The following is a 13,756-nucleotide window of genomic DNA, read 5'->3' on the forward strand; positions in this document are numbered from 1 at the left end:
CGCCCCGCCGCCGCGTGGCGGGGTCCGAGCGCCCGGCGTAGCGTCGTGACCAGGAGCCCGACCGAGGCCGACCGAAGGAGGCCGTTCGGTGATCCGTAACCTCGTCGGCTCGGTCCTGGCGCTCGCAGGAGCGACGGCCGCCGTCTGGAGCCCCTTCCGTGCCTGGTACGACGGCCGTCCCGGGCACGACTACCGCATCGAGGACCTGTTCGGCGCCGCCGGCATCACCGACGTCAGGGCCCAGGTGATCGGCTCGGTCTTCCTTCCCATGGCGTTCGCCGCCGTGATCGCCCTGGTCGGCGTCGTGCTGCGCTCGCGCGTGGTCGTCGCGGTCGCCGGGGTGGTCGTCCTGGGCTTCACCATCCTGTGGATGGTGCGGGTCGGGCAGGCCGCGGGCGGGCTGAGCGTCGGTTCGGACGGGCGCGGGCTCGGCAGCGGGGTCGCGATGGCCCTGGGCGGCGGGGTGCTGCTGCTGGTCGGGGCGGTCGTGATGTCCGGCCGGCCCGAGCCGCACGTCACCCGGGTGGACCAGCTGCATCCGCCGGCGCACCGCCACGAGGGCCTGGAGCGCCTGGAGCACCCGCAGCCGCCCGGGGAGGCCCCTGAGCCGTCCTCGGACGTGCCCTGGGACCCGGGGCGCGACGAGACTCCGCCGTCCCCCGAGCACCGGGCCTGATGCCGGCCTCGACGAGGCTCGCGGCGTCGTACGAGGTGCGGTTCGTGGCCGTTTCTTACGAGGTGCGGTTCGTGGCCGTGCCCTTCACCGCGTCGAGCGCGTAGACGCAGCGGTCCTTGCTGCACGCGTACACGACGCCGTTCCTGGCGACCGGCGAGCCGGTGATCTCGCCGCCCGTCGCGAGCTTCCAGCGCAGCTGCCCGCCGCTCGCGTCCAGCGTGTAGAGGACGTGGTCGGCGGAGCCGAAGTGCACCCGGCCGTCGGCGACGACCGGCGTGCCGATCAGCTCGCCGCCGGCCGCGAAGCGCCACTTCGGGGTGCCGGTGACCGCGTCCAGCGTGTAGAGCGCGCTGCCGCTGCCGACGTGCACGTTGCCCGCGGCGACGAGCACCGGCTCGGTGGACTGCCGGGGCTCGGTCGCGATCCGCCAGCGGTCCTTGCCGGTCGTCGCGTCGAGCGCGTACACGGTGCCGAGGTGGTCGGCGAGGTACACGCCGCCGCCGGTGACGGCCGGGCCGGGCGCGAAGGCGGGCGGCGAGAGGAAGACGGCCGGCGCCTCGAAGTGCCAGCGCACGTGCCCGCTCGCGATGTCCACGGACAGCACCCGGGTCCCGGCCGACACGTAGACGCAGCCGTCCTCGGCCGGGGCGACCCGGACCGGGACATGGGCGCAGGAGGCGGCGTCGCCGACCGGGTACGACCAGCGTTCCGTACCCGTACGGGCGTCGAGCGCGACGAGGCGGGCGTCGCGCCACACGTACACGGTGTCGCCGTGCACGGCGGGCCCGCCCTCGGGCGTCTCGAAGTCCGTCTGGGCGCCGCCGATCTCCCACAGCTTGGCGCCGTTGGACGCCTCCCAGGCCTGGACGCCTCCGCCGCGCGTACCGGTGACGACGGTGCCCCGGTCCACCCGGAGGGAGTACACCCAGGCGTCGGTGTGCAGCCGCCACCGCTCGCTGCCGTCGTGGGCGTCGAGCGCGTAGAGGGTGGGGCCGTCGGAGCCGTGGATACGGCCCTGGGACACCGCCATCGACCAGGCGACGTCCCGCGTCTTGAACTGGCGCCGGCCGCTGGCCGTGTCCAGGGCGTGCACCTCGAAGGAGGTGACGTAGAGCAGGTCGCCGTCGACGACGGGCGTGCCCCACACGTCGTTGGACATGCGGAAGCGCCACGGCCGCCAGTGCGCGGGGCCCGCGGCCGTGTCGGGGGCGGGCGTACGGGCCTCCGGCAGCGGGCGGGCGCCGGGCGGCGGCGGGGCGGGCTCGGCACCGTGCGGGCCGACGCCGGGCGGCCGGATCCAGCCGGTGGCGGTGCCGGCAGCGGCCCCGAGGCCGACGCCGACGGCCGCGCGGGTGTCGGCGACGCGGGGGCCGGGGCCGATGGGCACGGCGGCGCCGGCGAGCCGGACCGGGCCGCCGTCGTTGCCGGTGGCCCCGACCGGTTCGGCCGCGGGACCGGCGTGCCGGCCGCCGCCGGGCCGGTCCGCGGCGGGCCGCTCGCCGCCGCGCGGGTCGGCGGGCGGGCCGGGCGGCATCGGCGGCGCGGCCGGGGGCGGCGGGCTGCTGGGCCGGCCGCCGCGGCGCGACTCGATCATGGCCGTGGCGCGCTGCGGCAGCCAGGCCGCCGCCGTGCCGGTGTCGTCGCCGCCGTCCGCCGATCCGAAGAGGTGCGGGGCGAGCATCGCCTGGAGGTCGGCCGGGGTGGGGCGCTGGGAGACGTCCATCTGCATGCAGGCGTCTATCAGCGGCCGCAGCTCGTCCGGCAGCCCCTCCAGGTCCGGGCCCTCGCGCAGCAGCATGAAGACCGTCTCGACCGGGTTGGCGCCGTGGTACGGGGCGTGGCCGGTGGCGGCGAAGACCAGCATCGAGCCGAGCGAGAAGACGTCGCTGGCGCCGGTGACGCTGCGCGAGTCGCGGGCCTGCTCGGGCGACATGTAGGCCGGGGTGCCGACGGCGACGTTGGTCATGGTCAGGCGCGTGTTGGAGACGCCCGACGCGATGCCGAAGTCGATCACCCGGGGGCCGTCCTCGACGACGAGGACGTTGGACGGCTTGAGGTCGCGGTGGACGAGCCCGGCGCCGTGGATGGACTGCAGGGCCTCGGCGACACCGGCCGCGAGCCAGCGCACCGCCTGGGCCGGGAGCGGCCCGCACTCGTTCACTATCTCTTCGAGGGAGGGAGCGGGGACGTACGCGGTCGCGAGCCACGGCACGGCGGCGCGCGGATCGGCGTCGACGACGGCCGCCGTGTAGAAGCCGGAGACCGCCCGCGCGGCCTCCACCTCACGGGTGAAGCGGACGCGGAACAGCTGGTCCTCGGCGAGCTCCGTCCGCACGGTCTTGATCGCCACGCGCCGCCCGGACGCCGAGCGCGCGAGGTACACCAGGCCCATTCCGCCCGCGCCGAGCCGGCCCAGCACCTCGAAGGGCCCGATCCTTCTCGGGTCGTGCTGCGTCAGCTGCTCCACTTGCCTGCCACCTCCCCGTAGGGCCATGAGAGTACGGCCCCGTGGACCCTGATTGTTCCTGTCCGGGGCGGTGGTTGCGAACCCGGGGGCGGATCGGGGTGTCATACCTCATATCGGCCGTCATCCGGACGGTCGTGCCGCCCGTTTCTCCAGGACCGCGAAACGCGCTCCCTGGTTGTCCCTAAGGACGGCGGCGCGGCCGTGCGGGGTGTCGTGCGGGTCGGTGAGGACGCGGCCGCCGAGGCGGACGGCGGTGGCGCAGGCGGCGTCGCAGTCGCGGACGGCGAAGTGGGCGAGGACGTGGCCGGGGAGTTCGGCGGGGACGGCGTCGGTGAGGACGGCGCGGCCGCCGAAGGCAGCGGGCCAGGCCCCGGCGCCGGAGCGGGGCGGGGACCAGACGCGGTAGTCGGGGGCGGGGCCCGGGCCCGCGGGGTCCTGGGGTTCGCTCTGGCGGCCGAGCCAGCCGAAGACGGAGGCGTAGAAGGTGTCGACCGCCTCGGGTTCCCTCGTATGGACCTCCAGCCAGCAGAAGGCGCCGGGCTCGTCGACGACCTCGAAGCCGTCGGCGTCACCGGACTGGCGCAGTCCGAAGACGGCGCCGCCCGGGTCGGCGGCGAGCGCGAGGACGCCGAAGGGGCCGACGGGGTAGGGCTCCATCACCATCCGGCCGCCGCCCGCCTTCACCCGCTGGGCGGCGGTTCCGGCGTCGCCGACCGCCAGATAGACGGTCCAGGTGGTGGGCATGCGGCCGTCGCGCTTGGGCAGCAGCCCGGCCACCCGCCGGCCGCGCAGCAGGGCCTCGTCGCGGTCGGGGTCGAAGCTCCAGCCGAAGAGCTCGCCGTAGAAGCGCTTGCCCGCCGGGAGGTCGGGGAGCTGCGCGTCCACCCAGCACGGGGTGCCCTGTGTGAAGACGGCCATGGTTTCAGGATGGGCGCCGTGTCCCGGGCGCGCACCGCCACACGGCCCGCACGGGTTGTCCACCGAAGTTTTCCACAGGCTGTTAATAAGATGAATGAGCTGTGGACGGGCCCGGAGCGCCCGCCGGGGAGCCCGCCGGGACCCTGCCGGGGCCCTTCCGGAACCTCGCCGGGCCCTTCCGAGATCCTTCCGGGATCCTTCCGGCACCCCGTCGAGGCCCTGCTGAGGCCCTGCTGAGGGGGGTGGCCCCCATTTGCAGTCGGCCGAATCGCGCGCCGATCACCCCTCGGTAAGCTGACGGCATGACAGGACAAGTACGCACCGTCGACGGCCGCGTGGCCGGACGACGCGGCCAGGCGACGCGGCAGAAGCTGCTCGACTGCCTCGGCGAGATGCTCAGCTCCTCGCCCTACCGGGACGTCAAGGTCATCGACGTGGCCCGGAAGGCGGGGACTTCACCCGCGACGTTCTACCAGTACTTCCCTGACGTCGAGGGCGCCGTCCTCGAGATCGCGGAGGAAATGGCCAAGGAGGGCGCGGGGTTGACCGAACTGGTCTCCGGCCGCTCCTGGGTCGGCAAGGCCGGCTGGCAGACCTCCGAGGACCTCGTCGAGGGATTCCTGGACTTCTGGCGCAAGCACGACGCGATCCTGCGGGTGGTGGACCTCGGGGCCGCGGAGGGCGACAAGCGGTTCTACAAGATCCGCATGAAGATCCTGAACTCGGTCACCAACTCCCTCACGGACGCGGTGAAGGAGCTCCAGTCCAAGGGCAAGGTCGACAAGGACATCAGCCCCGCGGCGATGGCGGGCTCGCTGGTGGCGATGCTGGCGGCGGTCGCCGGCCACCAGAAGGGCTTCCAGACCTGGGGCGTGAAGCAGGCCGAACTCAAGCCGAACCTCGCCCTGTTGGTGCACCTGGGAATCACGGGGAAGAAGCCGACGAAGTAACCCCGTAGCCCGGGGAGCGGTCCGCTCCCCTCACCCGTCCTGTCGCGCCGGCGGCGGTCCCGTACGCGTTCGCGTACGCGAGGCCACCGCCGGCGTTCCCTTTCCCGCTCCACCCGGTCCCCACTCCACCCGGCCCCCGCTTCACCCGGCTCAGGCGCGCGTGAGCCGGAACAGCCGGATCTCCCGCTCGATCCGTGCCTGGTACGTGGCGTACGGCGGCCAGAACACCAGCGCCGCCCGCCACGCCTGCGCCCGCTCCTCCCCGGTGAGCAGCCGCGCCCGTACGGGAAAGCTCTCGCCGCGCCAGCTGACCTCGGCGTCCGGGTGGGCGAGCAGGTTCGCGGTCCAGGCGGGATGACCCGGGCGGCCGAAGTTGGAGCCGACGAGCAGCCAGGTGCCGGCGTCCGGCTCCGGCACGCAGGCGAGCGGGGTGACCCGCGGCTGTCCGCTCTTCGCGCCCCGGGCGGTGAGGACGACGCCCGGCAGCATGCGCGCGCTCAGCAGCACCCTGCCCCGGGTCAGCCGGTGCACGGCCCGGTCCATGGCGGGGATGACGTGCGGGGCGACCCGGGCGAAGGCGCGGGTCGAGGAGACCTTCTGCATCACGCGCAGCCCGACCGGCATCTACGCCACCTCCCCGGAGGTCTCCCCGAACAGGGCGGCGCGCCCGGCGGCCCGCGCCCGCAGCCGCACCGCCGGGCCGAAGAGCAGCTCGTCCGCCGCCGCCCGCTTGAAGTACAGATGGGCGTCGTGCTCCCAGGTGACGCCGATCCCGCCGTGCAGCTGGATCGTCTCGGCGGCCGCCGCCCGCTGGGCTTCGAGGGCCTGGGCGAGGGCGAGCCCGGCGGAGACGGGATCGCCGTCGGCCGCCGCGCAGTGGGTGAGCGAGCGGGCCGACTCGATCTGGACGAGGAGGTCGGCGAGCCGGTGCTTCAGCGCCTGGAAGGAGCCGATGGGCCGGCCGAACTGCTCGCGGGTGGCGGCGTGTTCGACGGTGCGGTCGAAGGCTCCGCGGGCGGCGCCGACGGCCTCGGCAGCCAGCGCCACGGCGGCGAGGCGTCCGGTCGCGGCGAGCGCGCCGAGCACGTCGAGCGTTCCGTCGGCCGGCTCCTCGCCCAGCAACCCGGCTTCGACGTCGCGGAGTTGGACGGTCGCCTGGGAGCGGGTGAGGTCGAGGGCGGTGTCCCGGCGCCGCACGAGCCCGGTGGCGTCGCTCGGCACGAGGAAGAGCAGCGTGCGGCTGCGCGGGAAGCCGCCGGTGTGCGCGGCGACCAGGAGCAGCCCGGCGCTGTGGCCGTCGAGGACGTGGCGGGCCTCCCCGTACAGCGACCAGCCGCCGCCCTCCCGGGGCACGGCCTGGACGCCGCCGGAGCGGCCGCCGCCCGACCAGGGCGTGGCGGTGTTGTCGTCCGCGAGGTCGAGGGCGAGCGGGAGGGAGCCGCCGGGCAGGGCGAGGGCGCAGGTCAGGGTGCCGTCGGCGATGCGGGGCAGCAGGTCGGCGCGCTGGGCCCCGGTGCCGAGCGCGGCGATGAGCGGGGCGGCGAGGACGGCGGTGGCGAGGAGCGGGGAGGGCGTGAGGGCGCGGCCGGTCTCCTCGCAGGCGGCGGCGAGCTCGGCGGGGCCGCAGCCGGCCCCGCCGTACCGCTCGGGCAGGGCGAGGCCGGGCAGTCCGAGGGTGCCGGCGAGGGCGGCCCACAGGGCGGTGTCGTAGCCCTCGGGGGTGGCGACGGCGGCGCGGACCGCGGCCGGTCCGGCGCGTTTGGCGAGGAGTTCGCGCAGGGTGCGGCGGATCTCCTCGCAAAACTCCCCGCGCTCCTGTTGCTCTTGGGTGACGGCGGCGGTACGCATGGGTCTCCCTTCCGGGGTCCCTCGTATCTGACGGTGCGTCATGCTAGGACCGCCCGGTGCAGATGCACAGCCCGGCGACCCTGTCGGAGCAAGAAATCTGATGTACCGTCAGATTCATGCCCACCACCATCACGGACCGCCGCCGGCGCGTCGCCGTCGTCGGCATATCCCTCTCCGACTGCGGCCGGGTCGACGAGGCCACGCCCTACGCCCTGCACGCCCAGGCCGCCCGCCGCGCCCTCGCGGACAGCGGCCTGGACCGCTCCCTGATCGACGGCCTCGCCTCGGCGGGCCTCGGCACCCTCGCCCCGGTGGAGGTCGCCGAGTACCTGGGCCTGCGCCCGCGCTGGGTGGACTCCACCTCGGTCGGCGGCGCCACCTGGGAGGTCATGGCGGCGCACGCCGCCGACGCCATCGCCGAGGGCCGCGCGAGCGCCGTCCTGCTCGTGTACGGCTCCACCGCCCGCGCCGACGTCAGGGCGCGCCGCCGCACCGGCAACCTCTCCTTCGGCGCGCGCGGCCCGCTGCAGTTCGAGGTCCCGTACGGGCACAGCCTGATCGCCAAGTACGCGATGGCCGCCCGCCGCCACATGCACGAGTACGGCACCACCCTGGAGCAGCTCGCGGAGGTCGCCGTCCAGGCGCGGGCGAACGCGGCGCTCAACCCGGAGGCGATGTTCCGCGATCCGGTCACGGTCGACGAGGTGCTGGACGGCCCGATGATCGCCGACCCGTTCACCAAGCTGCACTGCTGCATCCGCAGCGACGGCGGCTGCGCGGTCCTGCTCGCGGCCGAGGAGTACGTACCGGACACGGCGAAGACGCCGGTGTGGATCCTCGGCACCGGCGAGTACGTCTCGCACACCGCGATGTCGCAGTGGGAGGACTTCACGGTCTCCCCGGCGGCGGTCAGCGGCCGGCTGGCCTTCGAGCGGGCCGGCGTGCGGCCCGAGGACGTCGAACTGGCGGAGATCTACGACGCGTTCACCTACATGACCCTGGTGACCCTCGAAGACCTGGGGTTCTGCGCGAAGGGCGAGGGCGGTGCGTACTTCGCGGAGAAGGACCGGCTGCCGGTGAACACGGACGGCGGCGGGCTGTCCGCCTGCCATCCGGGGATGCGGGGGCTGTTCCTGCTGGTGGAGGCCGTGCGCCAGCTGCGCGGCGAGGCGCCGGGGCTGCAGGTGCGGCGGCCGGACGGCTCGCTGCCGGAGCTGGCGGTGGCGTCGGGGACGGGGGGCTGGTTCTGCTCGTCGGGAACGGTGGTCCTGGGGCGCGGCTGACCGCCCGGCCGAGAATCTATACAGCCGTCATAGACAGACGTGTAGTACGCTCGTATAGTCGTCTGTGCGGGGCCGGACCTGGCCCGCACAGACGACAAGGAGTTCCGCCATGCGTGCTGCCAGGACCGTCCTGATCTCCGGCGCCTCGATCGCCGGCCCCGCCCTCGCCCTCTGGCTGCACCGCTACGGGTTCGTCCCCACCGTCGTCGAGAAGGCGCCCGCCCTGCGCACCGGCGGTTACAAGGTCGATCTGCGCGGCGACGCCATCGGGATCTGCGCCCGGATGGGCATCCTCGACGAGGTCCGCGCCCACTCCACCGGCATGGACGGCGGCTCGTACGTCGACTCCCGGGGCCGCACGGTCGGCGAGCTGCCCTCCGAGATCTTCGGCGGCCGCACCGGGCAGGACGACGAGATCATGCGCGGCGACCTCGCCGGCATCTTGTACGAGCGGACCCGCGACGACGTCGAGTACCTCTTCGGCGACTCCCTCGCGAGCCTCGCCGAGGACGCGGACGGCGTGGAGGTCACCTTCGAGTCCGGCACCGTCCGCCGGTTCGACCTGGTCGTCGGCGCCGACGGCCTCCACTCGCACACCCGCCGCCTGGTCTTCGGCGACGAGCGGCAGTTCAAGCGCCACCTCGGCGCGTACATCTCCATCTTCTCGGCGCCCAACCGGCTCGGCCTGACCCGCTGGGAGACCTACCACGCCCGCCCGGACAAGCTGATCTCCGTCTACGCCACCGCCGGCGAGCACTCCGGCACCGCCAAGAACTGCTTCGTCTTCTCCTCCCCCGCCGAACTCGCCTACGACCACCGCGACACCGCCGCCCAGAAGCGCCTCCTCGCCGACGCCTTCGCGGGCGACGACTGGGAGATCCCGCGGCTGATCGCGGACGCGGCCGGCGCCGGTGACTTCTACTTCGACTCCATCGCCACCATCCGCATGGACCGCTGGTCCCGCGGCCGCGTCGTCCTCCTCGGCGACGCCGCCCACTGCACCTCCCCCGCCTCCGGCCAGGGCACCGGCCTCGCCCTCACCGGCGCCTACGTCCTCGCCGGCGAACTCGCGGCGGCCGGCGGCGACCACGAGGCGGCGTTCGCCGCGTACGAGGAGCTGATGCGCCCGGGCGTCGAGCTCAACCGCCGATTCGCGGAGAAGTTCGCCAAGGAGATGACCCTCTCGTCCCGGCGGAAGATCGCCCTGCGCATGTTCATGGTGCGCGTCCTGCCCAGGACCCCCTTCAAGAACCTCATCGCGAAGAAGATCCGCGACGAGATCCAGCGGGCGTCGACGGCCGTCCCGGTCAAGGAGTACGGCGCCTACGAGACCACCGCCCCGGCTTCCTGAACGAGTTCGAAATCACGTACCGCACGTCCGGGGCCGCTGTTACGATCGCGCCTTCGGACGGGAAGCGCCGGAGGGGGCCGCGCGGAGAACGCGCGAACGACGGCCGCCCGTCCCTTGCCTGACAAGGCCTTCGGAGGGGATCCACCTTGTACACCCACGCGCGAAGAACACTCGCCGCCGCCACCACGCTGGCCCTCGCGGCCGGCCTCACCGCCGCGGTCACGGGCCCGGCGACGGCCGCCACGGCCGGCGCGACCGGCGCGACCGCCACCGACGAGGTCGTGGTCCCGAACCCGGGGCGCGAACGGCCCCGGATCGACACCCTGAGGAGCGCGGGCACCACCGGCTACGCCCATGACCCCGAGGGCACCGGCACCGTGTGGACGGACTACGCGACCGGCGAGGACACCCCGCTCCCCGTGACCGGGATCAACGGCCACTCCGGTCTCCACGCGGATCTCGGCTGGGGGCCGCTGGACCAGACCCGCACGGTCGCCATCCACCACCTCGGGTCCGGGACCACGAAGAACGTGCCGCTCCCCGCCGGGCAGTACTTCTCCGACGCGTACAACGGCGACACGGCCCTCGCCTTCACCAAGGACGCGACGACCCGCCGGCTCACCTCCGCCACCCTCTACCAGGTCGCCGAGGACGGAACCGTCACCCCGCGGACCATCCAGGACCTGCCGCAGGCGTTCAACTCGTTCAGCACCGTCACGCAGGACCTGCGCGGCGCGGTCCTCAGGGCCCAGTCCTTCGCCGGCGCGTCCGCCCTGGACAACTCCTACTACCTGCTCGACTACGCGACCGCCACCATCAAGCCGCTCTACGGCGTCATGAAGGGCACCTTCGCGCTGAGCGACACCCAGGTCGTCTCAGGCACCTACGACCTGTACTCCGTCCCCCGCGACAACCCGGCGGCCACGCCGGTGCGGACCGTCCTCCCGGCACCCGCGGCAGACGAGGGCGCCCCCGCCTTCGCGGTGATCGGCGACACCGTCCTCTTCCAGCGCGAAGGGACCTCCGCCGACGCCACCCATCTGCCCGGCAAGGCCGTGCGCGCGATCCCCCTCGGCGGAGGGACGGTCAGCGAGGTCCTGAAGGCCGGCGAGGTCGGGCCGCGTTTCGCCACCGCGCCCGACGGCAGCGTCCTCGTCGTCGGAGGCACCGGCGCCCTCGACTGGGCCGTGCGGCGGATCACCGTCGGCGCCGACGGCACGCCCCTGGTGACCCGGGTGCGCGAGCTGCCGCGCGTGCCCCGGCGGATCACCCACCTCGCCCTGGGCGGCGGCCGGCTGAGCTACCTCAGCCCTCTCGACCGGGGGAACGGCTTCGTCGAACTCGCCGACGTCGACACGAACATCGGCGCCACCCCCGCCGCGACCCTGCCCAGGACCCGCTTCTGGTTCGGCGTCAACCCGCCGACCGGCCTGGCCTCGCTCGGCGACGGCGACTCGGCGGTCGCGTGGAACAACTCGGTGATCCGCCCCCTGACCACCTCCGGCTACTGGCCGGTGGAGGGCATTCCCGCCGGGGCCACCGTCGTGGACGGCGCGGGACGCCACGTCGTGGCGAAGGCCGGTGACACCACCTACGTCGGCGACTTCGAGAGCGCCCACTCCGGCGAGCCGACCGTGAAGCTCACCCTGAAGAACTCTCCCGCCGCGCTGTGGGACACCAAGGTGTGGAAGCCCTCCGCGACCACCGGCAACCTGGTCGACGCCTACGACCTGAAGACGAACACGACGTCGGCCGCCGTCGACCTCGCGTCCGGCTGCCGGCCCACCGATCTGCAGGCCTCCGCGGGCCGCTGGCTCTACTGGGCCTGCGGAACCACCAAGGCCGGTGTCTACGACCTCACCCTGAAGAAGAGCGTGCCGGTCCCGGTCGGCGAGGCCCTGCTCGGCGACGGCTTCGTCGTCCGGCACGAGGGCGACAAGCTGAAGCTGACGGACGCGGCCACCGGCCAGACCTCGGACCTCGCGGACCTGCCCGCCTCGGCCTCCGGCTCCGGCCGCAGGACGACCTGGACCGTGGACAAGTTCGGCGGCGACGTGGCCTTCGTCGACGCGGCACAGGACGTCCACGTCCAGCGGGTCGCCCTCGGCCGCCAGGCACTGGCCGCCCTCGACTCCTCCGTACCCGACCTGTCCTTTGCCGACCTGTCCGGCGTCGAGCCCGCGAGCACCTGGTCGCCGGTGTGGCGCTTCTCCCGGCCGGTCTCCTGGACGCTCCGCGTCGCGAAGGGCGACGGCGAGGGCGTCCGCACCTTCACCGGGGCGCACGGCGCCGGTGCCTCCGTCCGCGTCGACTGGGACGGCAAGGACTCCCGCGGCCGCGGCGTCGAGGACGGCCAGTACCGCTGGGAGCTGACCGCCCGTCCGCTCGACGGCTCCGGGCCCGCGCAGGCCAAGTGGGGCTCCTTCAGCGCCTACGGCAGCTCGCTGACCACCGTCCCCGGCACCTACACGCCCATGACGCCCGCCCGGCTCCTCAACACCCTCGGCGGCGTCGGCGCCCCGAAGGCGAAGGTCGGCCCGGGCGGCACCGTGCGCCTCAAGGTGGCCGGGCAGGCCGGTGTGCCCGCCGAGGGCCTGACGGCCGTGGTCCTCAACGTGACGGCGACGAACCCGACGGCGGCGGGCTACGTCTCCGTCTACCCGTACGGCACCCGCCGCACCGCGACCTCGAACCTCAACTTCACCGCCGGGAGGACCATCGCCAACCTGGTGACCGTCCCGGTCGTCAACGGCTGGGTCGAGTTCTACAACCACAGCGGCTCCGTCGACCTGCTCGCCGACATCGCGGGCTACTACACCGAGGGCACCGCGGGCTCCGCGTACCACCCGGTGGCGCCGCAGCGCGTCCTCAACACCATCGGCGGCGTCGGCGCCCCGAAGGCGAAGGTCGGCGCGGGCGGGACGGTGGACCTCGCGATCACCGAGCCGGGAGTCACCGCGGTCGCGATGAACGTGACGGCGACGAACCCGACGAAGTCCGGCTACGTGTCGGTCTACCCGTACGGCACCGTGCGCCCGCCCGTCTCGAACCTCAACTTCACCGCCGGCCAGTCCGTCCCCAACCTCGTCATCGTCCCCGTCAAGGACGGCAAGGTGACCCTCTACAACCACGCCGGCACGGTCGACCTGCTCGCCGACGTCACCGGCTACTTCAAGAAGGACACCGGCGCGGTCTTCACCGGGATGCAGCCCAAGCGGATCATGAACACGATCGCGGGCGTCGGCGTGCCGAAGGCCAAGGTCGGCGCGGGCCGGACGGTCACCCTGGAGGTCGGCGCGAAGTACTCGGCCGTCGTCCTGAACGTCACCGTCACCCACCCGACGGCGGCGGGCTACGTGTCGGTCTACCCGTACGGCACCGTGCGCCCGCCCGTCTCGAACCTCAACTTCACCGCCGGGCAGTCCGTCCCCAACCTCGTCATCGTCCCCGTCAAGGACGGCAAGGTCACCTTCTACAACCACGCCGGCTCCGTCGACCTCCTGGCCGACATCGCCGGTTACTACACCGGCTGATCCCGCGACCCGGCGGCGCGGGGCCTCATGATGGACGCCATGGACGACGAACGGCGTTTTCAGGAGGCCCTGCGGTCTCTGAAGGTCTGGGACACCGAGCTGCCCGCGTTCGATCCGGCGGACGTGCCGGAGGAGCCGGTGGCGCTCTTCCACGCCTGGTTCACCGGCGCGGTGGAGGCGAAGGCGGTCGAGCCGCACACGATGGCGCTCGCCACGGTGGACGCGGACGGGCGGCCCGACGTGCGGACGGTGATGCTGCACGGGGCGGACGCGCGGGGCTGGCACTTCGCCTCGCACGCGGGCAGCGCGAAGGGGCGTCAGCTGGCCGCGCGGCCGGAGGCGGCGCTCAACTTCTACTGGCCCGTGCAGGGGCGGGCCGTGCGGGTGCGCGGCCGGGTGGTGACCGGGACGGAGCGGGAGGCGTACGAGGATCTGCACGCCCGGACCGCCGGCGCCCTCGCCTCCGCGCTCGTCGGGCACCAGAGCGAGCCGCTGGACGACCTCGGCACCCTCGCCCGGGCGAGCGCCGCCGCCTGGGACCGGGCGAGGAGCGAACCGGAGGCGCACGCGCCGAGCTGGACGCTGTACGTCGTCGAGCCGGCCGAGGTCGAGTTCTTCCAGGGCGACGAGCAGCGGCGGCACGTACGCCTGCGGTACCGGCTCGGCAAGGCCGGCACCTGGGAGCGCGAGCTGCTCTGGCCGTAGTCCGGGTCCGGCCGCGGGCCGCCGG

General features: G+C 73.9%; 10 protein-coding genes. 6 read left to right on the forward strand and 4 right to left on the reverse strand.

Translation table 11 applies throughout. From position 1 onward, the window contains the following. Positions 1 to 88 precede the first annotated feature (88 nt). The gene (locus ACFYU9_RS34595) at positions 89 to 676 is read left to right on the forward strand and encodes a hypothetical protein (protein ID WP_389215320.1); all 588 of its coding nucleotides are present in this window, start codon (positions 89 to 91) and stop codon (positions 674 to 676) included. Positions 677 to 731: 55 nt separating this feature from the next. Here the strand turns inward: ACFYU9_RS34595 and ACFYU9_RS34600 are convergent, their stop codons facing one another. Further along, positions 732 to 3,143, reverse strand: a complete 2,412-nt coding sequence (locus tag ACFYU9_RS34600; protein WP_389215317.1) for a PQQ-binding-like beta-propeller repeat protein — start codon at positions 3,141 to 3,143, stop codon at positions 732 to 734. A 120-nt stretch (positions 3,144 to 3,263) separates the two neighbouring features. Further along, positions 3,264 to 4,061 carry a VOC family protein gene (locus ACFYU9_RS34605; RefSeq protein WP_389347503.1) on the reverse strand — a complete coding sequence of 266 codons (798 nt, stop codon included), beginning with the start codon at positions 4,059 to 4,061 and terminating at the stop codon, positions 3,264 to 3,266. A gap of 302 nt (positions 4,062 to 4,363) precedes the next feature. On the opposite strand from ACFYU9_RS34605, the gene ACFYU9_RS34610 reads away from it, so the two are divergent. Next, a complete protein-coding gene (locus ACFYU9_RS34610; protein WP_389215312.1) occupies positions 4,364 to 5,011 on the forward strand; it encodes a TetR family transcriptional regulator in 648 nt (215 codons plus the stop codon). Positions 5,012 to 5,161: 150 nt separating this feature from the next. Here the strand turns inward: ACFYU9_RS34610 and ACFYU9_RS34615 are convergent, their stop codons facing one another. Then, the gene (locus ACFYU9_RS34615; protein ID WP_389215309.1) at positions 5,162 to 5,635 is read right to left on the reverse strand and encodes a nitroreductase family deazaflavin-dependent oxidoreductase; all 474 of its coding nucleotides are present in this window, start codon (positions 5,633 to 5,635) and stop codon (positions 5,162 to 5,164) included. Then, complete coding sequence (locus ACFYU9_RS34620) at positions 5,636 to 6,859, reverse strand: acyl-CoA dehydrogenase family protein (RefSeq protein ID WP_389347505.1); 1,224 nt, start codon at positions 6,857 to 6,859, stop codon at positions 5,636 to 5,638. Between the two features lie 116 nt (positions 6,860 to 6,975). Between ACFYU9_RS34620 and ACFYU9_RS34625 the strand changes: the two genes are divergently transcribed. The 4 genes from ACFYU9_RS34625 to ACFYU9_RS34640 all read left to right on the forward strand — a co-directional run bounded on the left by ACFYU9_RS34625 (position 6,976) and on the right by ACFYU9_RS34640 (position 13,731). After that, positions 6,976 to 8,142 carry an acetyl-CoA acetyltransferase gene (locus tag ACFYU9_RS34625; protein ID WP_389347507.1) on the forward strand — a complete coding sequence of 389 codons (1,167 nt, stop codon included), beginning with the start codon at positions 6,976 to 6,978 and terminating at the stop codon, positions 8,140 to 8,142. A gap of 109 nt (positions 8,143 to 8,251) precedes the next feature. Then, positions 8,252 to 9,493, forward strand: coding sequence for an FAD-dependent monooxygenase (locus tag ACFYU9_RS34630; RefSeq protein ID WP_389215300.1), 1,242 nt, complete (start codon positions 8,252 to 8,254; stop codon positions 9,491 to 9,493). 146 nt (positions 9,494 to 9,639) lie between these two features. Further along, on the forward strand, positions 9,640 to 13,026 hold the full coding sequence (locus ACFYU9_RS34635; protein WP_389347509.1) for a hypothetical protein: 3,387 nt from the start codon (positions 9,640 to 9,642) through the stop codon (positions 13,024 to 13,026). A gap of 39 nt (positions 13,027 to 13,065) precedes the next feature. Further along, a complete protein-coding gene (locus ACFYU9_RS34640) occupies positions 13,066 to 13,731 on the forward strand; it encodes a pyridoxal 5'-phosphate synthase (RefSeq protein ID WP_389215295.1) in 666 nt (221 codons plus the stop codon). The last annotated feature ends 25 nt before the right edge of the window (positions 13,732 to 13,756 follow it).

Origin of the sequence: Streptomyces sp. NPDC004327 (genome assembly GCF_042873935.1) — a bacterium.
Taxonomy (GTDB): Bacteria; Actinomycetota; Actinomycetes; order Streptomycetales; family Streptomycetaceae; genus Streptomyces.